This window comes from Salmonella sp. SSDFZ54, assembly GCF_004010735.1.
Taxonomy (GTDB): Bacteria; Pseudomonadota; Gammaproteobacteria; order Enterobacterales; family Enterobacteriaceae; genus Salmonella; species Salmonella enterica.
Map to the genome: position 1 here is coordinate 3149178 of NZ_CP034819.1, position 22617 is coordinate 3171794.

Sequence of the window (22617 nt, forward strand, 5' to 3'; positions counted from 1 at the left end):
TGCCTGGTTTAGCCCTTTCATTTGCGTGGGCATGGCGTGATATTGCCGTCATCACAGCAGCCGTAATAAAGAGAAGAAGTTAGCAGGAGAGCATGATGTTTAAATCTTTTTTCCCAAAGCCAGGGCCGTTTTTCATGTCGGCGTTTGTTTGGGCGCTGATCGCCGTCATTTTCTGGCAGGCAGGAGGAGGAGATTGGGTGGCGCGACTTGTAGGGGCATCCGATGAAGTGCCTATCAGCGCAGCGCGCTTCTGGTCGCTGGACTATCTGATTTTTTATGCTTATTACCTGATTTGCGTGGGATTATTTGCAACGTTCTGGTTCATCTATAGCCCGCACCGCTGGCAGTACTGGTCGATACTTGGCACCTCGCTCATTATTTTTGTCACCTGGTTTTTGGTGGAGGTTGGCGTTGCGGTTAACGCCTGGTACGCGCCGTTCTATGATTTGATTCAAACGGCGCTCAGCTCGCCGCACAAGGTCACTCTTGGTCAATTTTATCATGAAGTGGGGGTGTTTCTCGGTATTGCGCTTATCGCCGTGGTGATCGGCGTGCTGAACAACTTCTTTGTCAGCCACTATGTATTTCGCTGGCGTACCGCAATGAATGAGCACTATATGGCGCACTGGCAGTACCTGCGCCATATCGAAGGGGCCGCCCAGCGTGTGCAGGAAGACACCATGCGTTTTGCCTCTACACTGGAGAATATGGGCGTGAGTTTTATCAATGCCATCATGACGCTTATCGCCTTTCTGCCGGTGTTAGTCACCCTGTCAGCACATGTGCCGAATTTACCCATCGTAGGACATATCCCTTACGGCCTGGTCATTGCCGCTATAGTCTGGTCATTAATGGGGACTGGCCTGCTGGCGGTCGTCGGGATCAAATTGCCGGGGTTGGAATTTAAAAATCAGCGAGTGGAAGCAGCTTATCGTAAGGAGCTGGTCTACGGTGAAGATGACGCCAGCCGCGCCACGCCGCCCACCGTCCGTGAACTGTTTAGCGCGGTGCGCCATAACTACTTCCGTCTCTACTTTCACTATATGTATTTCAACATCGCGCGCATTCTCTATTTGCAGGTCGATAACGTTTTCGGTTTGTTCCTGCTGTTTCCTTCCATTGTTGCCGGTACGATTACGCTGGGGCTGATGACGCAAATCACCAACGTGTTTGGCCAGGTGCGCGGTTCGTTCCAGTATTTGATTAACTCCTGGACGACTCTGGTGGAGCTGATGTCTATTTATAAACGTTTACGTAGCTTTGAACGCCAGTTGGATGGTCAGCCAGTTCAGGAAGTGACCCACTCTTTTAGCTAACAGAAGGAAACGTTATGTCGGCGGCGTCCCGTCTTTATCCTCTGCCTTTTCTGGCGGTCGCCATATTGGCTGGCTGTAGTAGTCAATCCGGGCAGCCGGTGAGCAAGGGCGAGAAGCCTGTCGACGTGGCAAGCGTAGTACGTCAGAAAATGCCAGCCACTGTCAAAGACAGAGAGGCCTGGGCGAAAGATATCGCGACAACGTTTAAGAGCCAGGGGCTGGCGCCGACGGTAGAAAATATCTGTTCGGTGCTGGCTGTCGCCCAGCAGGAGTCCGGTTATCAGGCGGATCCTGTCGTGCCGGGGCTAAGTAAAATCGCCTGGCAGGAGATTGATCGCCGCGCTGAACGACTACACATTCCGCTGTTTCTGGTGCACACCGCGCTGAAAATTAACTCCCCCAACGGCAAGAGCTATAGCGAACGCCTGGACACGGTAAAAACCGAAAAACAGCTTAGCGCTATTTTTGACGATTTTATCAATATGGTTCCTATGGGGCAGACGCTATTTGGCTCATATAACCCGGTGCATACGGGCGGCCCGATGCAGGTCAGCATTGCCTTTGCCGAACAGCACGCGAAAGGCTATCCGTGGAAGATGGCGGGTACGGTACGTCAGGAGGTCTTTACGCGCCGTGGCGGATTGTGGTTTGGAACCTACCATTTGCTGAATTACCCGGCGAACTACAGCGCGCCTGTTTTCCGCTTCGCCGACTTCAACGCGGGATGGTACGCCAGCCGTAACGCTGCGTTCCAGAATGCCGTCAGTAAAGCCAGTGGGGTAAAACTGGCGCTGGATGGCGATCTGATTCGTTATAACAGCAAGGAAGCGGGCAAAACAGAGTTAGCGGTGCGCAAACTGGCAGGGCAGTTGGGAATGAGTGAGCGTGAAATTCGCAGCCAACTGGAGAAAGGCGATAGCCTGGCGTTTGAAAAAACGGCGCTCTACAAGAAAGTCTATAAACTGGCCGAGGCCAAAACGGGTAAGACGCTTGCGCGGGAAATGTTGCCCGGTATTCAACTGGAAAGTCCGAAGATCACGCGTAAGCTGACGACCGCCTGGTTTGCTAAACGAGTTGATGAGCGGCGGGCGCGGTGTATGGGGCGATAAATTTCGCGCTGGGATATTTTCTCCAGCGCGCTAAGGTTTATTGGTGACGGTGACGCCAGCGTAAAAACGCGGCGATAACGGCGAAAATGAGGCAGCCCGTGAGGAAGGGCACCAGGCCAAAAATCGTCCCGACGCCCAGCCCAATCTCTACCCGCGGTCGACCTGTATCCTGTACCTGCATCAGATGCTCATAGATGCCCGGCGCATGAACCAGCAGGTTTAAGAGTTGCGCTCCGGCCCAGAAGCAAAACAGTACAAATATGGCGTAAGCAATATTTCCGGGCGTAGAGGAGGTTTCTCGATGCTTCCCGCTGAACAGCGATTTTGAGAGAGTGAAATCAGCCATAAAGACCTCCAGGATGATCGGCTACGATCTGGCGTTATGCCATCGGCTTACTGTGAAGTCTGACAGGTCATTGTGTTTGTCAATATCAGAATCATGGTAATTTCACATACGGAATGTATCCATCGCGTAAATTTTTGTTAGTTGTCACAAAACGATCACTTTTATCAAAATCAATTAACATTTAAGAAATTCCGTATCCCCCACAGACTCGCTCGCCAGAAGTATGCAAAAATACGTTTTTGTTGCTGTTAATACGTCGGAGTCGTTATGCGTTTGCCTGTAAAAATTCGTCGTGACTGGCACTATTATGCCTTCTCTATTGGCCTTATCTTTATTTTGAATGGCGTCGTAGGATTGCTGGGTTTTGAGGCGAAAGGATGGCAAACCTATGGCGTTGGGCTGGTAACGTGGATTATCAGCTTCTGGCTGGCGGGGTTCATCATTCGCCGGCGCGAAGAGGATGAGGTAAAAGACGCCCGATAAACGTTGCGCTATCGGGCGTGCGCTATTACATCGTGGTTTTTAAGGCGTTATTCGCCGTATGGCGTTCCTGCGCCAGCTCAATCAGGCGGCTGATCAAATCGGTATAGCCCAATCCGCTCGCCTGCCAGAGTTTTGGATACATACTGATATTGGTAAAACCTGGCAGCGTATTGATCTCGTTAATCACGACCTCATTGTCTGCCGTTAAGAAGACATCGACACGCGCCATACCCGCGCACCCCAGCGTCTGATAAGCCTGGATCGCGATCGCGCGGATCTTGTCATTCACCTCGGAAGGGATCTGCGCAGGCACGACAACTTGTGCGCCGTTATCATCAATATACTTAGTATCGTAGGCGTAAAATTCGCTATTCAGTACGATTTCGCCGCAGGTACTGGCCTGTGGGTTATCGTTACCTAATACGGCGCATTCGATCTCGCGCCCTTTGATCCCTTGCTCCACCACCACTTTATGATCGAATTCGAAAGCCAGCGCGACCGCCTGCTGATATTGCGCTTCGTTAGTGACTTTACTAACGCCGACCGAAGAGCCCTGATTGGCGGGCTTAACGAACAGCGGCAGTCCCAGACGGGATTCAACCTCGGCAAAACTAAACGCGTGACGATTCGTTCGGGTGAGTGTAATAAACGGGGCGATATTCAGTCCTGCATCGCGTAGCAGTCGTTTGGCGACGTCTTTATCCATGCAGGCTGCGGAGCTCAGCACGTCTGAACCGACAAACGGTAAGTTTGCGACGCGCAGCATCCCCTGCAATGAGCCGTCTTCGCCCAGCGTACCGTGGACGATAGGAAAAATAACATCTACCGTCGGTAGCGGCTGCCCGTTTTGGGCGTTAATCAATTGGTGTTGGTGTTTGCCAGGCACCTGGGCCAGACTGATTGCCGAAGGACGTAGCGCGATATGTGCCGGATCGTCTGCATTCTGCAAATAATTTTCCGCATCGTTAACATGCCATTGTCCTGCCTTATCTATCCCTAACAGCACCACGTCGAAGCGGGTTTTATCGATCGCATCAACGATATTTTTCGCTGATTGCAAAGACACTTCATGTTCCGCCGACTTACCGCCAAATACTATTCCTACCCGCAATTTCGCCATCTTAAAAACCCATTCCATCGAATGCAAAGCGTATACATTACCACGACAAAACGCGGGTTTCGCGGGCTTCTGCCATAATGTTTATGGGATGTGAGAACGGAGGCCGCGTGAGAGGTAAGGGTTTTCTGATTATTGTGCTGTTGGGCGGCATTGGCGGACTGGGATATCGTTATCTTCCCTCTTATTATAATCCTTTTGCTCCGCTACAACTTGCCGATCCGCCAGGCTGGATCACTACCTTCAAACTACAGCGCCTTACGCCGTCGCAGTGCCGGGAGCTGTTGACGGCGGCCAATCAACAGGGATTAATTTCATCACAACCTGTTGCGGATAGCGCTGGTGAATGTCCCTTGTCCCATGTTGTGCGCGTCAGAGATTTTGGCCAGGTCAAACTGAGCAGCAGTTTTTTAGCCTCCTGCCCGTTGGCGCTGCGCTCCGCGCTGTTTGTCGAACAGCAGGCAAAACCTTTAACAGAAACGTGGATGAAGCGCCGCCTGACCCGCATCGAACATCTGGGCAGCTACGCCTGCCGTAATATTTATCACCGCCCGGATGCGCGTCGCAGTGAACATGCCAGCGCAGAAGCGCTGGATGTCAGCGGGTTTCAGCTATCAGATGGCCGAAAAATCACTGTTCTGCGCGGCTGGGGGCGTGAGGAGACGGGGCCCTGGTTACGCGCTATGTTAAATGCCAGTTGCCATTATTATGGCAATGGGCTCGGGCCTGACTATAACGCTGCGCATGCTAACCATTTTCATCTTGGAATGCGGGGCTACGGCGTGTGTCGTTAAAGCATAAACGTCTGCCTTGCGCGGCTATATAATGTGACATGTTTCACAAAAATGATGAACGGGGAGACAAAATAGCAAAGTGTGACGTATCGCACCTCTGGAACCATCAGGAAAAAGAGAACTTGCTAAGCTAACGCGTATTTTCAGCTACTTACCGTTACGAGTCTTATGGAATCCTGGAAAGTTAATCTAATTTCCGTTTGGTTTGGATGTTTTTTTACCGGGCTGGCAATCAGCCAAATCCTGCCATTCTTACCCCTTTATATTTCCCAGCTTGGCGTCTCTTCCCATGAAGCGTTATCAATGTGGTCCGGGTTAACGTTTAGCATCACGTTTCTTATTTCCGCCATTGTGTCGCCGATGTGGGGCAGTCTCGCCGATCGTAAAGGGCGTAAACTGATGCTATTGCGCGCGTCGCTCGGGATGGCGATAGCTATTCTACTGCAGGCATTTGCGACCCATGTCTGGCAACTTTTCCTGTTGCGCGGAATCATGGGGTTAACGTCAGGCTATATCCCCAATGCCATGGCGCTGGTAGCCTCTCAGGTACCGCGCGAACGTAGCGGCTGGGCGCTCAGTACGCTTTCTACCGCGCAGATCAGCGGCGTTATCGGCGGGCCGTTAATGGGCGGCTTTGTCGCGGATCATATCGGGCTGCGGGCGGTATTTCTGATTACCGCCATGCTGTTGGTGGTGAGCTTTCTGGTCACGCTATTTTTAATTAAAGAAGGCGTGCGTCCGGTCATCAGGAAAAGCGAACGCCTGAGCGGTAAAGCCGTTTTTGCGTCGTTACCTTATCCTGCGCTGGTGATCAGTTTGTTTTTTACCACGATGGTCATTCAACTCTGTAATGGTTCCATCAGTCCAATCCTGGCGCTGTTTATCAAATCAATGATGCCGGACAGTAATAACATCGCCTTTCTTAGCGGGTTAATTGCCTCGGTGCCCGGTATCTCTGCGCTTATCTCCGCGCCTCGCCTGGGAAAACTTGGCGACAGAATCGGCACGGAAAGAATTCTGATGGCCACGCTTATCTGCGCAGTGCTGCTTTTCTTCGCGATGTCCTGGGTCACCACGCCGTTCCAGTTGGGGCTGTTGCGTTTCTTGTTGGGCTTTGCCGATGGCGCGATGTTACCCGCCGTACAAACGTTATTGGTGAAATACTCCAGCGACCAAATTACCGGACGTATTTTTGGCTACAACCAGTCATTTATGTATCTGGGCAACGTGGTTGGGCCGTTGATGGGCGCGACGGTATCGGCGATGGCCGGTTTCCGCTGGGTTTTTATCGCTACGGCGGCGATCGTGTTGATCAATATTGGGCAACTGACCCTGGCGTTACGTCGTCGGCGTAACGCGCAAAAAGCGAAAGGCCAATAGCGGTGCATCGTAACGGCGCTTCTGCCGTTACGATATGGTTTAAATTAAAAGATATATTCTTTATCCGTGAAGTTTTTCTATAGATGGCATAACCTTAAATTATGATATAGCGTGATTATTGTTTTTTGATGGTTTATTATCGTCTCGTTTTCGGTCTGAGAAACGTTTCGCTGCGGCGACAGTGATAATTATTTGTGTAAAGTTCTTCCTGTATCATAAAAATAGTACTTTCAGCCTCTAGGCAGTGGTTCTTCATAGTGATAACGTCACCCTGGAACTAATAAGGAAATATGGTCATGAAAAATCTCATAGCAGAGTTGTTGCTTAAGCTAGCCCAAAAAGAAGAAGAGTCGAAAGAACTGGTTGCTCAGGTAGAAGCGTTAGAGATTATCGTCACAGCAATGTTACGTAACATGGCGCAAAACGAGCAGGAGATGTTGATACGTCAGGTAGAGGGGGCACTTGAAGGCGTAAAGCCGGATGCCAGCGTTCCTGATCACGATACGGAATTGCTGCGCCAATATGTAAAAAAGTTGCTGAGACACCCCCGGCACTAATCGTATTTTAAAACAACACAGTTGTTATAACGTTACTTATTATGAAATACCATAGCCGCTTCGTTTTTATTTTCTTCTGGGTAATACAGAGCAAAATAAAAACGAAGCGGCTATGGTAATAACAGTGTAACGTTATGCGCTGTTCTTCTGCATCCTGCCAGTGTGACTGTGGATAATCGAATTGCACATTAGCCTACGGTTTGTCAATCAATAAAACATCTATTGCTAACGGTAAGTAATACTTTTACAGCCGGGTGGTATTTTTGCCAGTAACAGCCAGACTTATATAAAGTCCCTGGGATATTTCCCAAAGGGACAACGTGTAATGCGTACACTGACAAAAGGATGGTGCTATGAAAATAACATTACTGGTGACTTTACTTTTTGGCCTGGTCTTTTTAACCGCCGTCGGCGCAACCGAGAAACCGTTAACGCCGCAACAGCAGCGCATGACGACCTGTAATCAGCAGGCGACAGCGCAAGCGTTGAAAGGCGATGCGCGTAAAACCTACCTTAGCGACTGCCTGAAAAACAGCCAGTCAGCCCCTGGCGAGAAAAGCCTGACGCCGCAACAGCAGAAAATGCGTGAATGCAATGTTCAGGCGACGGAACAATCACTGAAAGGCGATGACCGTAGCAAGTTTATGAGCGCCTGCCTGAAAAAAGCGGCGTAGTGCTATCGGGTGAGCCCTGAAAAACACTCACCCGAAATTTCATACTTCCTCCATGCGCTCTGTTTCTATAATTTGGGAAAATTGTTTCTAAATGTTCCCAAAAATAATGAATGATGAAAATTTTTACCGAAAAGCGGTTGAACAGGCGGTAGCGCCGCCTGACCCTCCTGATGATCGTCAGCGCTCCGGGTTGCGCTTCGCCCGGCGCATCAGGCTACCGCGCGCGGTGGGATTAGGGGGGATGTTTTTACCGGTGGCCGCCGTGTTAGTGTCGCAACCTGTCTTTGGCGGCTGGTGGCTATTGCTGGTCGGCTGGTCTTTTGTCTGGCCGCATCTGGCGTGGCAGTGGGCGGCGAAAGCCCTTGATCCGCTACGCCAGGAAATTTACAACCTGAAAGTGGATGCGATCCTCTCCGGTATGTGGATTGCGCTGATGGGCGTCAATATGTTGCCTGCCGCCGCGCTGTTTATGATGATGAGCATGAATCTGATGGGCGCTGGCGGGCGGCGGCTATTCACTGCCGGAATGGGCCTTTTGCTGGCGTCATGTCTGGTGACGTTGCAGCTTACCGGGCTACCCGTCGCTATGCGAAGCTCGTCGCTGGAAGTCACGCTCTCTTTGCCCGTCATTATGTTGTATCCGCTTCTGTTCGCCTGGGTAAGTTATCAAACGGCCATTAAATTAGCGGAACATAAGCGACGCTTGCAGGCGATGAGCTCGCGGGATGGCATGACCGGCGTCTATAACCGACGCCACTGGGAAATTTTATTACGTAATGAATTCGATCACAGCCGACGCCACCATCGGGAGGCGACATTGTTGATTATCGACATCGATCATTTTAAGAGCATTAACGACACCTGGGGGCATGATGTCGGGGATGAGGCTATTATCGCCCTGACGCGTCAATTACAGATAACGCTACGCGGGAGTGATATTATCGGGCGCTTTGGCGGCGACGAATTTGCGGTGATTATGTGCGGAACGCCGGCAGACAGCGCGATTACCGCCATGTCGCGAGTGCATGAACGGCTAAATACCTTACGCTTGCCGGGCGCGCCGCAGGTCATGTTACGTATCAGCGTGGGCGTGGCGCCGTTAACGCCACAAATCGGTCATTATCGGGAATGGCTAAAGTCTGCGGATATGGCGCTTTATAAAGCAAAGAATGCCGGACGTAACCGCACCGAAGTGGCGGCATGACGTCCAGCCGGGCTTCAGGATTTACTGAGCGCCTCTGATTTTTCCATACACTTCGTCATCGCCTCTATTACCGCAGCGCGGAAGCCACGTTCTTCCAGAACGCGTACGGCTTCAATTGTCGTTCCGCCAGGCGAGCACACCATATCTTTCAGTTCGCCGGGATGCTTTCCGGTTTCGAGTACCATTTTCGCCGACCCCATGACGGCCTGCGCGGCGAATTTATAAGCCTGAGCGCGAGGCATACCGCCAAGAACGGCTGCGTCCGCCATCGCCTCGATAAACATAAAGACATAGGCCGGCGAAGATCCGCTCACGCCAACCACCGGATGGATCATCGGCTCAGCAATCACTTCCGCCTCGCCAAAGCAGCGGAAAATATTCAGCACATCAGCCGTATCTTCCGGTGTGACCAGCGCGTTGGGCGTGACGGAGGTCATTCCTGCGTTGACCAGCGACGGCGTATTCGGCATAGCGCGAATGATTTTACGGTCGTGTCCCAGCGCGCGCGCAAGCTGATCAAGCGTTACGCCTGCGGCGATAGAGACCACCAGCGAGTCTTTGTTCAGGCTGGAGGAGATTTCACTGAGCACTTTCACCATAATGCCCGGTTTTACCGCGCCGAAAACGATATCCGCGACCTGAGCGACCTCCTGCGCGCTTTGCGCCGCATTAATGCCGTACTGGTCATGCAGGGCGGCAACTTTATCGGGGGAGGGGGTGTAGACCCAGATCTGACCGGGAAGTACCTGACCGCTGGCAATCAGTCCGCCGAGAATAGCCTTGCCCATATTACCGCAGCCAATAAAACCGATTTTCTTCTCCATCTCGTCACTCCCTATGTTTGTGTGTTATGGGGAATGGTTAGCTTAACGCGGATTGAAAACGGGCAGAAGGAGAAACAGCACTTTGATGAAAGGCAAAAGCGCGAGACAATAAAAGATTGTATACCGTACGGGAGACATTATGACCATCTGGGTGGATGCGGATGCGTGTCCGAATGTCATTAAAGAAATTTTGTACCGCGCCGCCGAGCGGATGCAGTTGCCGCTTATTCTGGTTGCCAATCAGGCCTTGCGCGTGCCGCCTTCGCGTTTTATCCGCACGCTCCGCGTGGCCGCCGGGTTTGACGTGGCGGATAACGAAATCGTGCGTCAATGCGAAGCGGGCGATCTGGTGATTACCGCGGATATTCCGCTGGCGGCTGAAGTGCTGGAAAAAGGCGCTGCGGCTCTTAATCCCCGGGGAGAACGCTATAGCGACGCCACGATTCGCGAACGTCTGACGATGCGTGACTTTATGGACACGCTACGCGCCAGCGGCGTACAAACGGGGGGACCAAACACTCTCTCGCCGCGCGATCGTCAGCATTTTGCCGCCGAGCTGGATAAGTGGTGGCTGGAAAGCCAGCGTAAAAAATAAATCCTGTAATGAAAAATTTACAGTTTATTCATTTCTGATTCTTGCTATAGTACTAATATTGTGACTTTAGTATCTTTGTGTAAATTATTATTTACATTTATGCGTTGTACTAGTTAGATGATATGATTATAACATTGCTGATATCAAATCCTGCGTATGCGCAGTTCCTGGGGGAACGCCTGCTATGATGCAACCTCTTTATCTTGTTGGCCCGCGGGGCTGTGGGAAAACCACCATCGGTATGGCGCTGGCGCAGGCAACCGGTTTTCGGTTTGCAGATACCGACCGCTGGCTGCAATCGCACGTGCAGATGAGCGTCGCTGATATCGTTGAAAAAGAAGGCTGGGGAGGGTTCCGCGCCCGGGAAACCGCGGCCCTGGAGGCGGTAAGCGCGCCTTCGACTGTCGTGGCGACGGGGGGCGGTATTATTCTCACGGAGTATAACCGACGTTATATGCACCGTGTTGGCGTAGTGATTTATCTGTGCGCGCCGGTATCCACGCTGGTTAACCGGCTTGAGGCTGAACCTGAAGCGGATCTGCGCCCGACCCTCACCGGCAAGCCGTTGAGCGAAGAGGTTCGGGAAGTGCTTGAGCAGCGTGACGCGTTGTATCGCGAAACGGCGCATTACATTATTGACGCGACGAAAGCGCCGGCCCAGGTCGTTTCTGAAATTATTGCGGCGCTGCCGCCGTCGACGCAACGGTTACAGGGAGATGTCTATACTTAACGCTCACCCAGAATAAAGGAAACGCTATGCCAACCAGACCACCTTATCCGCGGGAAGCTTATATCGTCACCATTGAAAAAGGCACGCCGGGCCAGACGGTGACGTGGTATCAGCTACGGGCTGACCATCCGAAACCTGATTCGCTCATCAGCGAGCATCCGACCGCAGAAGAAGCGATGGATGCGAAAAAACGTTACGAAGATCCGGATAAATCATAGACGCATGAACCACTCGGAAGGGATTCTGAGTACCCCTAAATTGTATCTCCATCACATTCTTGAAACATTTATACTGGCAACTAAAACCGTAAATTAAGCGATAACAATACAATATTGGAGTTATTTGGAATCTTTACACAATACGTTGCTCATCTGCTGCTACGCTTTCTGAGATTTGTAGGGCAGGTAGCGCGGTGAGCGTGTGAATATTTGCCCGGGAATTACGACGAAGTAATAAGGTGGAATAAAAATGAGTGCGTCGTTGGCAATCCTCACAATCGGCGTTGTGCCAATGAGCGAAGTGTTACCGCTTCTGACGGAATACATCGACGAACAACACATCACCCATCATAGCCTGCTGGGAAAAATGAGCCGGGAAGATGTTATGGCGGATTACGCTGTAGAGCCTGGCGACGATCCGCTTTTGACGTTGCTGAATGATAACCAGATAGCCCATGTTTCCCGTCAGAAAGTGGAGCGAGATTTACAGAGCGTTGTCGAGGTGCTGGATAACCAGGGTTATGATGTCATTATACTGATGAGCACCGCGGCGATTAAAAGTATGGCAGCCCGTAATTCTATTTTGCTTGAACCGCTGCGTATTATTCCACCGCTTGTCGCCTCTATTGTGGATGGACATCAGGTTGGCGTGATTGTGCCTGTTGCAGAACTTCTGGCGGCCCAGGAGAAAAAATGGCAGGTATTGCAAATGCCGCCGGTGTATTCGCTGGCGAATCCGGTTCACGGTTCTGAGCAACAGTTAATTGATGCCGGGCAGGCGCTACTGGATCAAGGCGCGGACGTCATTATGCTGGATTGTCTGGGTTTTCATCAGCGTCATCGGGATATTTTACAGCAGGCGCTGGATGTGCCGGTTTTACTCTCTAACGTTTTGATTGCGCGGTTAGCTTCAGAACTGCTTGTCTAATTTTACGTGACAGGCCGAACGTCAGGACTCTATATTGGGTGTTAATTTAATAATGAGACGGGGCCTGATTATGCTACAAAGCAATGAATACTTTTCCGGGAAAGTGAAGTCTATTGGATTTACCAGCAGTAGCACCGGCCGGGCCAGCGTTGGTGTGATGGCGGAAGGGGAGTATACCTTTGGCACCGCCGAACCCGAAGAGATGACGGTTGTGAGCGGCGCGTTGAAGGTACTGTTGCCGGGAACTGTCGAATGGAAAGTGTATACAGCCGGTGAGGTGTTTAACGTGCCTGGCCACAGCGAGTTTCATCTCCAGGTTGCTGAGCCCACCTCGTATCTGTGCCGCTATTTGTAACGGAACGGTGAGTCCCCTCTCCGGCGGAGAGGGACCCTCTGGTTAGCGCTGCGCTTCGCCGCCTAATCCTTCCACCAGGCTTTGAATCAGCGCCGCCAGTTCGCCGGTCATCAGGATAAAGTCCGCGTCAAAACGTTGGGCAAAATCTTCCCGGTCGATATCTTCGTTCTGATCGCGCAGCTCATCGCAGAATTTCAGACGCTTAATGGAGCCGTCGTCGCACATGACGAATTGAATACGCTGCTGCCAGTCGAGCGCCAGCTTCGTGACCACTTTACCCGCTTCAATATGAACGGCGATCTCGTCGCTGACCAGATCCTGCTTTTTCGCGCGGATCACGCCGCCATCTTCCAGCATCGCTTTCAATTCGGCTTCGTCCAGCAACTGGAAACCCTGAGCGACCGTACCGGAGCGCACCCACTCTGTGAGCGTCAGCTCAATCGGATTTTCCAGCGCCAGCGGGACGACCGGCAGCGAGCCAAGACTTTTACGCAGTAGCGCTAAAATATCCTCCGCTTTTTTCGCGCTGGCGCAGTCAACCATAATCAGGCCGTTAACGGTATCAATCCACATCATTGTCTGACTGAAGCGGCTAAACGCGCGCGGCAGCAACGAATGCAACACTTCATCCTTCAGGGAATCTTTTTCCGTCTTCTTCAGCTTGCGTCCCTGATCGGCTTCCAGTTTCTGGATTTTCGCCTCCAGAGCCTGTTTGATCACTGGCGATGGCAGGATTTTCTCTTCTTTGCGCGCGCAAATAATAATTTGGCCATTGGCGGTGTGCGTTAACGCATCGCTGTGAGAGCCCATCGGCGGAACCCAGCCCATTTTGGCCATATCCTGGCTACCGCATGGGGTAAACGTCATTGAGGCGAGCTGTTTCTCCATCTCTTCGGCGCGTAATGTAATATCGCGGCTAAGACGGTAAACCATTAAATTTTTGAACCACAGCATGATAATTTCCACGGCCTTGTCGTTAAATCCAGGCGGTATAGTAACGAATTGTCGGCAGGCTTGCATTGCCAATCAGAACGGTGAATTCTACCCTGTTGATATTCCCAAAAAATGAGGAGCGGTATGTGCGTATTGGTATCGATTTAGGCGGCACAAAAACGGAAGTCATTGCGCTTGATGATGCAGGAGAGCAGCGGTTTCGCCATCGTCTGCCTACGCCGCGGGAGGATTATCAGCAAACGATAGAAACCATCGCTACGCTGGTCGACATGGCGGAACAGGCGACCGGCCAGACCGGTAGCGTTGGCATTGGCATTCCCGGTTCTCTCTCGCCTTACACCGGCGTGGTAAAAAACGCTAATTCTACGTGGCTTAACGGCCAGCCGTTCGATAGCGATGTGAGCCGTCGTCTGAAGCGTGAAGTGCGGTTAGCCAACGATGCCAATTGCCTGGCGGTATCAGAGGCGGTAGATGGCGCGGCGGCGGGGGCGCAAACGGTATTTGCGGTGATTATCGGTACCGGGTGCGGCGCGGGCGTAGCGCTAAATGGCCGGGCGCACATCGGCGGCAACGGTACGGCAGGTGAATGGGGTCACAATCCGTTGCCGTGGATGGATGACGATGAGTTGCGTTACCGCGAAGAAATTCCCTGTTATTGCGGTAAACAAGGCTGTATCGAAACCTTTATTTCCGGTACGGGATTTGCCACGGATTACCAGCGTTTGAGCGGTAAAGCGCTAAAAGGCGATGAGATTATTCGTCTGGTCGACGCGCAGGACGCCGTGGCGGAACTGGCGTTAAGCCGTTATGAGCTACGGCTGGCGAAAGCATTATCTCATGTCGTGAATATTCTGGATCCGGATGTCATTGTGCTGGGCGGCGGTATGAGCAATGTTGAGCGCCTGTACAAGACGGTTCCGTCGCTGATGAAATCGTTTGTTTTTGGCGGCGAGTGCGAGACGCCGGTACGTAAGGCGCGGCATGGCGATTCAAGCGGCGTGCGCGGCGCGGCCTGGCTGTGGCCGCTGGCGTAACGTTGTTAGCCGGATGGCGCGTCATCCGGCAACCGGCGTGACCGATGGCTGCTTGTGTTTTAGACGTCCGTATACCAGCAACGACGACATGGCGGAAAACGAGAGCAGGGCGGCGGGAAGCGCCACGTAGTGGTAGGTAAAACCTAGCGTCAGCATCAGCCCGCCGCACCAGGCGCCAATCGCGCTACCGAGATTAAAGGCGATTTGCCCTCCCGCCGCGCCCAGCAGTTCGCCGCCTTTGGCGTTTTGCAGCAGCAGGATTTGCAGCGGCGCAGAGAGCGCAAACAGACCAGCGCAGCAGATAAACGCGAAAGTCAGCGATGCTGTTTTGTATCCGCTGAAGAAAAAGAGCGCCATGAGAGAGAGCACGATAACGAGGTCAGTCACTACCGCGATGCGCAGCGGAGTATATCTGCCGGAGAGTTTGCCGCTTAACAGATTGCCTAACACCATCCCCAGCCCGACCAGCATCATAATAAACGTCATGCTCGTCTCCGAAAAACCGGAGATGTACATCATAAATGGCTTGATATAGCTGAACCAGGCAAAAACGCCCGCATTGCCGAACATCGTGGCGGCGAAAATGAGCCACGGCGCGGGGCTACGCAAGAAGTGGAACTGCTCGCGCAGGCTGCCTTGGGCTTTGTCGCGAATATCCGGCACCCAGAAGAAAATCGCGGTGAGCACGGCGATGTTGAAAACCGCGATCAATAAAAAGGTGTAGCGCCAGCTAAATTCCTGGCTCAGGTAAGTGCCGACCGGAATGCCCAGCAGATTCGCCACCGTCATCCCTGAAACCATACCCGCGACGGCGGCGGTGACTTTCCCGGGGCGGATAATCTTTGACAGGACAATGGCGCCGACGCCAAAAAAGGCGCCGTGCGGAAAGCCGGAAACCAGTCTGCCGACGGCGAGCATCAGATATGACGAGGAAAAGGTAAATATGGCATTGCCCATCACGCACAGCGTGACCAGAAACAGCAGTATATGTTTAAGCGAAAAGCGGCTGGAAAAGAGCGCCATAACAGGCGCGCCCAGCACGACGCCGAAGGCGTAAAACGAGATCATATGCCCGGCGGCGGGAATCGTTATCCCGACATCGCGTGCCAGCTCCGTCAGCACGCCCATAATGCCAAACTCGGCCATCCCCAGTCCGAACGTACCCAGCGCCAAAGAAAAAATAACTTTTTTCATACCACCTGCCGAAAATAAAGGCGCATGTTGCGCGCTGTGGCTGTGAATTGTCACAGCCAATCAACGTATAGCTTGCGGATAAGCGCGAGGTAATACCATTCCTTATCCGTCTTTGTGTATTCATTATTATGCTATGTCATGACAGTATGCTGTGCGCAGGATGACACTCGCGTTACTCCACAGCAAACGCTTTGTCCAGTTTGCTATAACCAAGCCCATTGATTTTTTTCACTTTTATCTGTACGGGGATACGTTCTTTCATGGCTTCCACATGGCTAATCACACCGATGGTCTTCCCGCTGGCATTCAGCGCGTCGAGCGCATCCAGCGCGGCGTCCAGCGTTTCGCTATCAAGCGTGCCGAAGCCTTCGTCGAGGAACAAAGAATCAATGCGCGTTTTATGGCTGACCAAATCTGATAACGCCAGCGCCAGCGCCAGGCTGACCAGGAAACTTTCGCCGCCTGATAACGTTCGCGTATCGCGCACGGCGTCGGCCTGCCAGGTATCGACAACCTCCAGTTCCAGCGCGTCGCTGGCTTTGCGCTGCAATAAATAACGGCCATGCAGGCGGGTGAGCTGATGATTCGCCAGCCAGACCAGATTATCCAGCGTCAGTCCCTGGGCGAATTTGCGGAACTTATCACCTTCTTTAGAGCCGATCAGCGCATTGAGATAGCCCCAGTCTTCCACTTGCTGAGAGGCTTGCTTCATTTCCGCCATCAGCGCGCGTTGGCGCTGCCGATTATCTGCATCCTGTTTAATTTGCTGGCGGATTTCCCCCTGGCGTGTCGTGTTTTCACGCAGTTGTTGCGCCAACTGCGCCAGCCGCTGCGCGAGCTGCTCCGCCGTACACGTTGGGTCCAGACCGGCGGGCGGCTGTTGCTGATGGTCAGCCAGCGCCTGCGCGGACTGCGCGCTTAACGCCTTCGCTTGTTGTAGCTGACTTTCCAGCGTTTGTTGTTGTTTTTCCAGACGGGTCACCGTCTCTTCATCCAGCAACGCCGCCAGGAACGTTGCCTGGCTGTCAAACGGGCTATTTTTTAACGCCGCATCAAAGTGCGCTATCGCCTCGGCGGCGCGCTGCTGCTCCTGCGTCGTCTGTTCCTGCAGGGTTTGCAACTGGCTTTGTAATGACACGCACTCATCATGCGCCTGCCGCCAGTTATCCAGCGGCACGTCGTCGTCGGAATCCGCGGTATCCGTTTGCGGTAGCGTTTCCAGCAACGGGGCAAGCCTGTCGATCTGCGTTTGCAAATCCGCGAACTCGGTCTGACGCTGTTGCCATATTTTCGCTTCGTCGGCGCGCTCATTCAGCCACGAAGCCTCGTCTTCTGGCGCTGGAAGGGAAAGCGTATACTGCGCCAAATCAGCCGTCAGCGACGCCTGACGCTGCGCAATCTGCGCGGTAAAGCGTGCTACCTGTTCAGTATGCGCCGCGATTTGCGTTTGTAGAGCATGACGATGGCTGAGCTGATCCAACTGTTGCTCATGCTCTTCCGCGGCGGTCAGCCAGCCCGCGAGGTCTTCTTGCGGCTGGAGCTGAACGCCCAGCGTAGCGCACAGCGTTTGCCATTCCTCAGTAAGCGCTTGCTCCTCCTGCAACAACGACTGCGCCTCGCTTTCATCCCGCTGTAATTGTTGCGTTAAGGCATCTAACTGTCCTCGCAGCGCCGCGCCTTCTTCCGCCAGCGTTTTGACCTCTTTTTCCAGCGCGTCGCGGCGGGTTTGATTCGCGCTCAGTTCCAGCGCCTGATAGGCGGCGATGGCGGGGTGCGTCGTCGAGCCGCAAAGCGGACACGGCTGGCCGGACTGTAAGTGCGCCCGCTGGCTTTCCAGATCTTTGATGCGCGCCTCCTGCTCGCAAATAGTGCGAACGTCCGCAAGCTCCTGCGCTTTAGTCTTATAACTCAAACGCTTATCCGCCAGACGTTGGGTGTATTGCGCCTGCTCCTGATGATGACGCGCGATAGCTGCCTGTAGCTGCGCCTGACGCTTTTGTTTCGGGAGAATTTGCCCCTGAAGCGCGGCGAGACGATGGCGTAGCGGACGCTGCCGGGTATGCAATGCTCTGGCTTCCGCCAGCGCCTGTGGCGTGAGGTCGAGCGTGAGCGGCGGTAGCGCATCACGCTGACGCGTATCGCTCAGCAACTGCTGTTGCCATTGGCTCAGTTGCGCCCGATCGTGGGATTGTTGTGTTAATAATGCTCGCCACCCCGCCAGTTCGCTGCGCCAGACGCGGATGCCGTCGTGTTCCGCCAGCCATGTCTTCAACCGCTGCTCTGTGGCGTTCAGTTGCGTGAATTGTCGATGCGCGCAGGCGCGGATACGCTGGCGCAGGCGATACACGCTTTGTAAGCGAGCATTCACTTCATCACTGTGCTGGCGAACACGCTCAACGGCGCGGGTTTGTTCCTGAATGCGCTCCCAATGCGGGCGCAACTGGCGAGCGGGTTGCGCCAGAGTCAGCGCCGCGAGCTGCGGCTGCGCTTTTTCTCGCGCCTCTTGCGCCGCGTACAGCGCCTGCTGTCGGGCGTGTAATTCAGTGTGGAGCTCGTTTTTTCGGGTCAGCCAGTGAAGGTGCTGCTGCTGTCCCTGCTGGTCGGCCAGCAGGCGTTTCTCTTCGTCAGTAAGCGCCTGCAAACTGGCTTCCAGTTGCTGTAACTGTTCGTCCGCCAATAGGGCGACGCCGCTGGCCTGCGCTTGTAACTTTTCCAGTTCGAGACGGGCTGATTTATGTTTTTCAAATACCTGTGCGGAGATCTGCCCGTAAATCTCAGTGCCGGTGAGCTCCTCCAGAAGCTCTGCGCGCTCTTTCGCTTTGGCGTTAAGAAAGGCGGCGAACTGCCCCTGTGATAACAACATCGAACGGGTGAAGCGCCCGTAGTCCAGCCCGGTCAACGTGGCGATCATCTCCAGTTTATCCTTTACCTTATCGGCAAAGATCTTTCCGTCTGAACACCGCGCCAGCTCCACGCGTGGGGCCTGGAGATTGCCGTCAGGCTGATTTCGGGCTCGGTTCTGGCTCCAGAACGCGCGCCAGGCTTCGCCTTTTACCTCGAACTCCACTTCGGCCAGACATTCCGCTGTATCGCGCGTCATCAAATCGTTTTGCGATTGCGATACCGTATTCAGGCGCGGCGTTTCGTGGTACAGCGCCAGGCAGATGGCGTCAAGCAAGGTGGTTTTTCCCGCGCCGGTCGGGCCGGTAATAGCGAATAACCCGTTACTGGCAAACGGTTCGGCGGTAAAGTCGACCTTCCATTCTCCTTTCAGCGAGTTCAGGTTTTTCAGACGCAAACTGAGAATTTTCATGCCTCGTGCTCCTCATTCAACGCGTAGAGCGTGCTGGAAAAGAGCTGATTCAGGCGCTCGCGCTGCGGGGTATCTAACGCTTCCAGCGCCAGACGCCGCGCAAAAACCTCTTCCACGCTAAGCTCGCTTAATGTTTCCCGCCGCTCGTTCGCCAGCGAGCGCTCACGCTGTTCGCGGCTACGGCGCACCAGTAATACCTCTACGGGGAGTGACTCCGTTAATGTCTGTATTCTGCGTTGGATATCGTGCAGATAATCATCGGTGGTGATTTCAATATCCAGCCAGACGGGGGGCGATTGCTCAACGCCGCGCCACTGCTCAAGCTGTTCGGTAATTGACGCCAGGTCGCCTTTTAAAACCGCCAACGGTTGAGTCACGGGGACAGCCAGACTTTCGGTACTTTGCCATTTTCCCTGCTCGAAGGTCACCAGATGCACGCATTTGCTTTTGCCGCACTCATCAAAGCTGAGGGCGATGGGCGAGCCGCAATAGCGGATATGCTCTGTGCCGCCGACACATTGCGCGCGGTGAATGTGTCCCAATGCGATATAATCCGCGGGGGGGAAATGCTGCGCCGGAAAGGCATCCAGCGTACCGATATAAATGTCGCGAACCGCATCGCTTTTGCTGGCGCCGACGGTGGTTAAATGTCCCGTCGCGATAACCGGCAGCTTTCGTTCGCCGCGTAGCTGGCACGCTTCCTGATGCTGCTGTTGATAATAATCGGCAATCGCATGAAGAAGTTGCTGCTGTTTCTCGCTGCCGGATAACCCCGCCTGACTGGTAATAATGTCGCGCGGGCGCAAAAAGGGAATGGGGCACAGTACGGCGCCCGGAGAACCGTCGCGACGATGAAGTAGCCGCGGCGCATAGCCCGCGCTGGCGATCACGGTTGTATTGAGAAACGCCAGAATGTCGCGCGATTCGTTTAGCGTGGCGACGGAATCATGATTACCGGCCAGCACCACCAGATGACAGCCCGTTTGCTGTAAATTAACGACGAAACGGTTATAAAGTTCTCGGGCATAGCTTGGCGGCGAACCGGTATCAAAAATATCGCCAGCGACAATAATGGCATCCACCTGATGGGTCTGCGCGGTCTCCAGCAGCCAGTCCAGAAAAGCCTGATGCTCCGCGGCGCGGCTTTTACTGTAGAAATTTTGTCCCAGATGCCAGTCAGAGGTGTGGAGGATGCGCATAATTGTTCCATGCAAAAAAAGCGTGAACGGGATTATACACGTCATCCCTTCCATTTTTGGGCGCAATTTACCGCCGGTACACGGTAATGCACGGTTTCACCGGTGTCATAAATCATCAACATGCTATCAATGCTGCCTTTTTTTTTCATAAATCTGTCATAAATCTGACGCATAATGGCGCGGCATTGATAACTAACGACTAACAGGGCAAATTATGGCGAGACGTATTCTGGTCGTAGAAGATGAGGCGCCGATCCGTGAAATGGTGTGCTTCGTGCTCGAACAAAATGGCTTTCAGCCCGTAGAAGCCGAAGATTATGACAGTGCGGTGAATAAACTTAATGAACCCTGGCCGGATCTCATCCTTCTTGACTGGATGTTGCCCGGCGGGTCAGGGTTACAGTTTATTAAACATCTCAAACGTGAAGCCATGACCCGGGATATTCCTGTGGTTATGCTGACCGCGAGAGGTGAGGAAGAAGATCGTGTGCGCGGGCTGGAAACCGGCGCTGACGATTACATTACCAAGCCGTTTTCCCCCAAGGAGTTGGTGGCGCGCATTAAAGCCGTTATGCGGCGTATCTCGCCGATGGCGGTCGAAGAGGTGATCGAGATGCAGGGACTGAGCCTTGATCCTGGCTCTCACCGCGTGATGACCGGCGACAGCCCGCTGGATATGGGGCCGACCGAATTTAAATTACTCCATTTCTTTATGACGCACCCGGAACGGGTTTACAGTCGCGAGCAGCTACTCAATCATGTCTGGGGCACCAATGTGTACGTTGAAGACCGGACGGTCGACGTGCATATTCGCCGTTTGCGTAAGGCGCTGGAGCACAGCGGCCACGACCGGATGGTGCAAACGGTACGCGGGACAGGGTATCGTTTTTCGACCCGCTTTTAATGCCTTTTCCGCCAGTAGAACACAGGTTTCTGGCGGAGAAGGCTTTCCATTCTTGAGGGAGTATGACGCGTGCTGGAACGGCTGTCATGGAAAAGGCTGGTGCTGGAGCTGGTGCTCTGTTGCATCCCCGCGCTTATCCTTAGCGCTTTTTTTGGTTATCTGCCGTGGTTTTTACTGGCGGCGGTGACGGGACTGCTTGTCTGGCATTTCTGGAATTTATTACGTCTTTCCTGGTGGCTTTGGGTCGACAGAAGTATGACGCCGCCGCCGGGACGGGGAAGTTGGGAACCGCTGTTATACGGTTTACACCAGATGCAGTTGCGAAATAAGAAGCGTCGTCGCGAACTGGGGAACTTGATTAAACGTTTTCGCAGCGGCGCGGAGTCGCTGCCTGATGCCGTGGTACTGACCACAGAAGAGGGCGGCATTTTTTGGTGTAACGGTTTGGCGCAACAGATACTGGGGCTACGCTGGCCGGATGACAACGGGCAGAATATTCTCAATCTACTGCGTTATCCGGAGTTTACCCAGTATTTAAAAACGCGTGATTTCACCCGTCCGCTTCATTTGGTGCTCAATACCGGGCGGCATCTGGAGATCCGCGTCATGCCTTATACCGATAAACAACTCCTGATGGTGGCGCGCGATGTGACGCAAATGCATCAGCTTGAAGGCGCCAGACGTAACTTTTTCGCCAACGTTAGCCATGAATTGCGTACGCCCTTGACGGTATTGCAAGGCTATCTGGAAATGATGCAGGAACAGGCGCTGGAAGGGGCGACGCGAGAGAAAGCGCTGCATACGATGCGCGAGCAAACGTATCGTATGGAAGGGCTGGTAAAACAACTGCTTACGCTGTCTAAAATTGAGGCGGCCCCGGCGCTGTTATTAAATGAAAAAGTGGATGTACCGATGATGCTGCGGGTCGTGGAGCGTGAAGCGCAGACGCTCAGCCAGCAGAAACATACCTTTACGTTTGAGGTCGACGATAGTCTTAGCGTTCTGGGCAATGAAGAGCAGCTACGTAGCGCGATCTCAAACCTGGTGTATAACGCGGTAAACCATACGCCGGCGGGAACGCATATTACGGTGAGCTGGCGACGTGCCGCGCATGGCGCTGAATTTTGCATTCAAGATAACGGTCCGGGGATTGCTGCCGAGCATATTCCTCGTCTGACCGAACGCTTCTACCGCGTCGATAAAGCGCGTTCGCGGCAAACGGGCGGCAGCGGCCTGGGATTGGCGATTGTGAAACATGCGTTGAATCACCATGAAAGCCGCCTTGAAATCGACAGTTCGCCTGGCAAAGGAATGCGATTTAGCTTTGTGCTGCCGGAACGTTTAATTGCCAAAAATAGCGATTAATTGCCTTTCGTAAGTATAACTTTC

23 protein-coding genes are annotated in these 22617 nt (G+C 53.3%); 16 read left to right on the top strand and 7 right to left on the bottom strand.

From position 1 onward, the window contains the following. The first annotated feature begins 95 nt into the window (after positions 1–95). Both sbmA and yaiW read left to right on the top strand, forming a co-directional pair. Entirely contained in the window at positions 96–1316 is a 1221-nt protein-coding gene (sbmA, locus tag EOS97_RS15525; protein ID WP_000477024.1) for a peptide antibiotic transporter SbmA, read from the top strand. A gap of 14 nt (positions 1317–1330) precedes the next feature. Further along, the gene (gene yaiW / locus EOS97_RS15530) at positions 1331–2425 is read left to right on the top strand and encodes a surface-exposed outer membrane lipoprotein YaiW (protein ID WP_001271427.1); all 1095 of its coding nucleotides are present in this window, start codon (positions 1331–1333) and stop codon (positions 2423–2425) included. 37 nt (positions 2426–2462) lie between these two features. On the opposite strand, the gene EOS97_RS15535 is transcribed toward yaiW, so the two are convergent. Next, complete coding sequence (locus EOS97_RS15535; RefSeq protein WP_000763139.1) at positions 2463–2771, bottom strand: YaiY family protein; 309 nt, start codon at positions 2769–2771, stop codon at positions 2463–2465. 267 nt (positions 2772–3038) lie between these two features. On the opposite strand from EOS97_RS15535, the gene EOS97_RS15540 reads away from it, so the two are divergent. Beyond that, positions 3039–3254: a DUF2754 family protein gene (locus EOS97_RS15540; protein ID WP_001239243.1), complete on the top strand. Its 216-nt coding sequence runs from the start codon at positions 3039–3041 to the stop codon at positions 3252–3254. Between the two features lie 25 nt (positions 3255–3279). On the opposite strand, the gene ddlA is transcribed toward EOS97_RS15540, so the two are convergent. Beyond that, entirely contained in the window at positions 3280–4374 is a 1095-nt protein-coding gene (gene ddlA, locus EOS97_RS15545) for a D-alanine--D-alanine ligase (RefSeq protein ID WP_001096597.1), read from the bottom strand. Between the two features lie 77 nt (positions 4375–4451). Here ddlA and EOS97_RS15550 point away from each other — a divergent pair, with 77 nt between their 5' ends. The 5 genes from EOS97_RS15550 to adrA all read left to right on the top strand — a co-directional run bounded on the left by EOS97_RS15550 (position 4452) and on the right by adrA (position 8980). Beyond that, complete coding sequence (locus EOS97_RS15550) at positions 4452–5165, top strand: extensin family protein (RefSeq protein ID WP_000480792.1); 714 nt, start codon at positions 4452–4454, stop codon at positions 5163–5165. Between the two features lie 168 nt (positions 5166–5333). Further along, a complete protein-coding gene (locus EOS97_RS15555) occupies positions 5334–6545 on the top strand; it encodes a multidrug efflux MFS transporter (protein ID WP_000446772.1) in 1212 nt (403 codons plus the stop codon). A gap of 296 nt (positions 6546–6841) precedes the next feature. Beyond that, entirely contained in the window at positions 6842–7102 is a 261-nt protein-coding gene (gene iraP, locus EOS97_RS15560) for an anti-adapter protein IraP (RefSeq protein WP_001518423.1), read from the top strand. A 353-nt stretch (positions 7103–7455) separates the two neighbouring features. Beyond that, the gene (gene psiF / locus EOS97_RS15570) at positions 7456–7776 is read left to right on the top strand and encodes a phosphate starvation-inducible protein PsiF (RefSeq protein ID WP_000705165.1); all 321 of its coding nucleotides are present in this window, start codon (positions 7456–7458) and stop codon (positions 7774–7776) included. Positions 7777–7867: 91 nt separating this feature from the next. After that, a complete protein-coding gene (gene adrA / locus EOS97_RS15575) occupies positions 7868–8980 on the top strand; it encodes a diguanylate cyclase AdrA (RefSeq protein WP_000484081.1) in 1113 nt (370 codons plus the stop codon). Between the two features lie 14 nt (positions 8981–8994). Here adrA and proC read toward each other — a convergent pair whose 3' ends face one another. Continuing rightward, positions 8995–9804, bottom strand: coding sequence for a pyrroline-5-carboxylate reductase (gene proC, locus EOS97_RS15580; protein ID WP_000412193.1), 810 nt, complete (start codon positions 9802–9804; stop codon positions 8995–8997). 139 nt (positions 9805–9943) lie between these two features. On the opposite strand from proC, the gene EOS97_RS15585 reads away from it, so the two are divergent. From EOS97_RS15585 to ppnP, 5 genes are all read left to right on the top strand, one after another. Next, positions 9944–10399, top strand: a complete 456-nt coding sequence (locus tag EOS97_RS15585; RefSeq protein WP_000158137.1) for a YaiI/YqxD family protein — start codon at positions 9944–9946, stop codon at positions 10397–10399. Positions 10400–10583: 184 nt separating this feature from the next. Further along, positions 10584–11129 (top strand): shikimate kinase AroL, encoded by a 546-nt coding sequence (gene aroL, locus EOS97_RS15590; RefSeq protein WP_000983569.1) that lies wholly within the window; start codon positions 10584–10586, stop codon positions 11127–11129. 26 nt (positions 11130–11155) lie between these two features. Continuing rightward, positions 11156–11347 (top strand): protein YaiA, encoded by a 192-nt coding sequence (yaiA, locus tag EOS97_RS15595; protein ID WP_001143161.1) that lies wholly within the window; start codon positions 11156–11158, stop codon positions 11345–11347. A gap of 250 nt (positions 11348–11597) precedes the next feature. Beyond that, positions 11598–12275, top strand: a complete 678-nt coding sequence (locus EOS97_RS15600) for an AroM family protein (RefSeq protein WP_001276437.1) — start codon at positions 11598–11600, stop codon at positions 12273–12275. A gap of 70 nt (positions 12276–12345) precedes the next feature. Continuing rightward, positions 12346–12630 (top strand): pyrimidine/purine nucleoside phosphorylase, encoded by a 285-nt coding sequence (gene ppnP, locus EOS97_RS15605; RefSeq protein ID WP_000941953.1) that lies wholly within the window; start codon positions 12346–12348, stop codon positions 12628–12630. A gap of 42 nt (positions 12631–12672) precedes the next feature. Here the strand turns inward: ppnP and rdgC are convergent, their stop codons facing one another. Beyond that, positions 12673–13584, bottom strand: coding sequence for a recombination-associated protein RdgC (rdgC, locus tag EOS97_RS15610; RefSeq protein WP_000964302.1), 912 nt, complete (start codon positions 13582–13584; stop codon positions 12673–12675). A 125-nt stretch (positions 13585–13709) separates the two neighbouring features. On the opposite strand from rdgC, the gene mak reads away from it, so the two are divergent. Further along, on the top strand, positions 13710–14618 hold the full coding sequence (gene mak, locus EOS97_RS15615) for a fructokinase (RefSeq protein ID WP_001219270.1): 909 nt from the start codon (positions 13710–13712) through the stop codon (positions 14616–14618). Between the two features lie 21 nt (positions 14619–14639). Here the strand turns inward: mak and araJ are convergent, their stop codons facing one another. From araJ to sbcD, 3 genes are all read right to left on the bottom strand, one after another. After that, on the bottom strand, positions 14640–15812 hold the full coding sequence (gene araJ, locus EOS97_RS15620; protein ID WP_000755624.1) for an MFS transporter AraJ: 1173 nt from the start codon (positions 15810–15812) through the stop codon (positions 14640–14642). Positions 15813–15984: 172 nt separating this feature from the next. Continuing rightward, positions 15985–19125 carry an exonuclease subunit SbcC gene (sbcC, locus tag EOS97_RS15625; RefSeq protein ID WP_001805043.1) on the bottom strand — a complete coding sequence of 1047 codons (3141 nt, stop codon included), beginning with the start codon at positions 19123–19125 and terminating at the stop codon, positions 15985–15987. Then, on the bottom strand, positions 19122–20324 hold the full coding sequence (gene sbcD / locus EOS97_RS15630; protein ID WP_001221268.1) for an exonuclease subunit SbcD: 1203 nt from the start codon (positions 20322–20324) through the stop codon (positions 19122–19124). Before sbcD ends, sbcC begins: the two co-directional genes overlap by 4 nt. Before the next feature lie 214 nt (positions 20325–20538). Between sbcD and phoB the strand changes: the two genes are divergently transcribed. After that, the gene (phoB, locus tag EOS97_RS15635) at positions 20539–21228 is read left to right on the top strand and encodes a phosphate response regulator transcription factor PhoB (RefSeq protein ID WP_000113921.1); all 690 of its coding nucleotides are present in this window, start codon (positions 20539–20541) and stop codon (positions 21226–21228) included. 69 nt (positions 21229–21297) lie between these two features. Continuing rightward, positions 21298–22593 (top strand): phosphate regulon sensor histidine kinase PhoR, encoded by a 1296-nt coding sequence (gene phoR, locus EOS97_RS15640; RefSeq protein WP_000893641.1) that lies wholly within the window; start codon positions 21298–21300, stop codon positions 22591–22593. The last annotated feature ends 24 nt before the right edge of the window (positions 22594–22617 follow it).

Bases quoted from the DNA above. Each gene is read 5' to 3' on its own strand.
- sbmA (WP_000477024.1), top strand. From the start codon at position 96: ATGTTTAAATCTTTTTTCCCAAAGCCAGGGCCGTTTTTCATGTCGGCG.
- yaiW (WP_001271427.1), top strand. From the start codon at position 1,331: ATGTCGGCGGCGTCCCGTCTTTATCCTCTGCCTTTTCTGGCGGTCGCC.
- EOS97_RS15535 (WP_000763139.1), bottom strand. From the start codon at position 2,771: ATGGCTGATTTCACTCTCTCAAAATCGCTGTTCAGCGGGAAGCATCGA.
- EOS97_RS15540 (WP_001239243.1), top strand. From the start codon at position 3,039: ATGCGTTTGCCTGTAAAAATTCGTCGTGACTGGCACTATTATGCCTTC.
- ddlA (WP_001096597.1), bottom strand. From the start codon at position 4,374: ATGGCGAAATTGCGGGTAGGAATAGTATTTGGCGGTAAGTCGGCGGAA.
- EOS97_RS15550 (WP_000480792.1), top strand. From the start codon at position 4,452: ATGTTTATGGGATGTGAGAACGGAGGCCGCGTGAGAGGTAAGGGTTTT.
- EOS97_RS15555 (WP_000446772.1), top strand. From the start codon at position 5,334: ATGGAATCCTGGAAAGTTAATCTAATTTCCGTTTGGTTTGGATGTTTT.
- iraP (WP_001518423.1), top strand. From the start codon at position 6,842: ATGAAAAATCTCATAGCAGAGTTGTTGCTTAAGCTAGCCCAAAAAGAA.
- psiF (WP_000705165.1), top strand. From the start codon at position 7,456: ATGAAAATAACATTACTGGTGACTTTACTTTTTGGCCTGGTCTTTTTA.
- adrA (WP_000484081.1), top strand. From the start codon at position 7,868: ATGTTCCCAAAAATAATGAATGATGAAAATTTTTACCGAAAAGCGGTT.
- proC (WP_000412193.1), bottom strand. From the start codon at position 9,804: ATGGAGAAGAAAATCGGTTTTATTGGCTGCGGTAATATGGGCAAGGCT.
- EOS97_RS15585 (WP_000158137.1), top strand. From the start codon at position 9,944: ATGACCATCTGGGTGGATGCGGATGCGTGTCCGAATGTCATTAAAGAA.
- aroL (WP_000983569.1), top strand. From the start codon at position 10,584: ATGATGCAACCTCTTTATCTTGTTGGCCCGCGGGGCTGTGGGAAAACC.
- yaiA (WP_001143161.1), top strand. From the start codon at position 11,156: ATGCCAACCAGACCACCTTATCCGCGGGAAGCTTATATCGTCACCATT.
- EOS97_RS15600 (WP_001276437.1), top strand. From the start codon at position 11,598: ATGAGTGCGTCGTTGGCAATCCTCACAATCGGCGTTGTGCCAATGAGC.
- ppnP (WP_000941953.1), top strand. From the start codon at position 12,346: ATGCTACAAAGCAATGAATACTTTTCCGGGAAAGTGAAGTCTATTGGA.
- rdgC (WP_000964302.1), bottom strand. From the start codon at position 13,584: ATGCTGTGGTTCAAAAATTTAATGGTTTACCGTCTTAGCCGCGATATT.
- araJ (WP_000755624.1), bottom strand. From the start codon at position 15,812: ATGAAAAAAGTTATTTTTTCTTTGGCGCTGGGTACGTTCGGACTGGGG.
- sbcC (WP_001805043.1), bottom strand. From the start codon at position 19,125: ATGAAAATTCTCAGTTTGCGTCTGAAAAACCTGAACTCGCTGAAAGGA.
- sbcD (WP_001221268.1), bottom strand. From the start codon at position 20,324: ATGCGCATCCTCCACACCTCTGACTGGCATCTGGGACAAAATTTCTAC.
- phoB (WP_000113921.1), top strand. From the start codon at position 20,539: ATGGCGAGACGTATTCTGGTCGTAGAAGATGAGGCGCCGATCCGTGAA.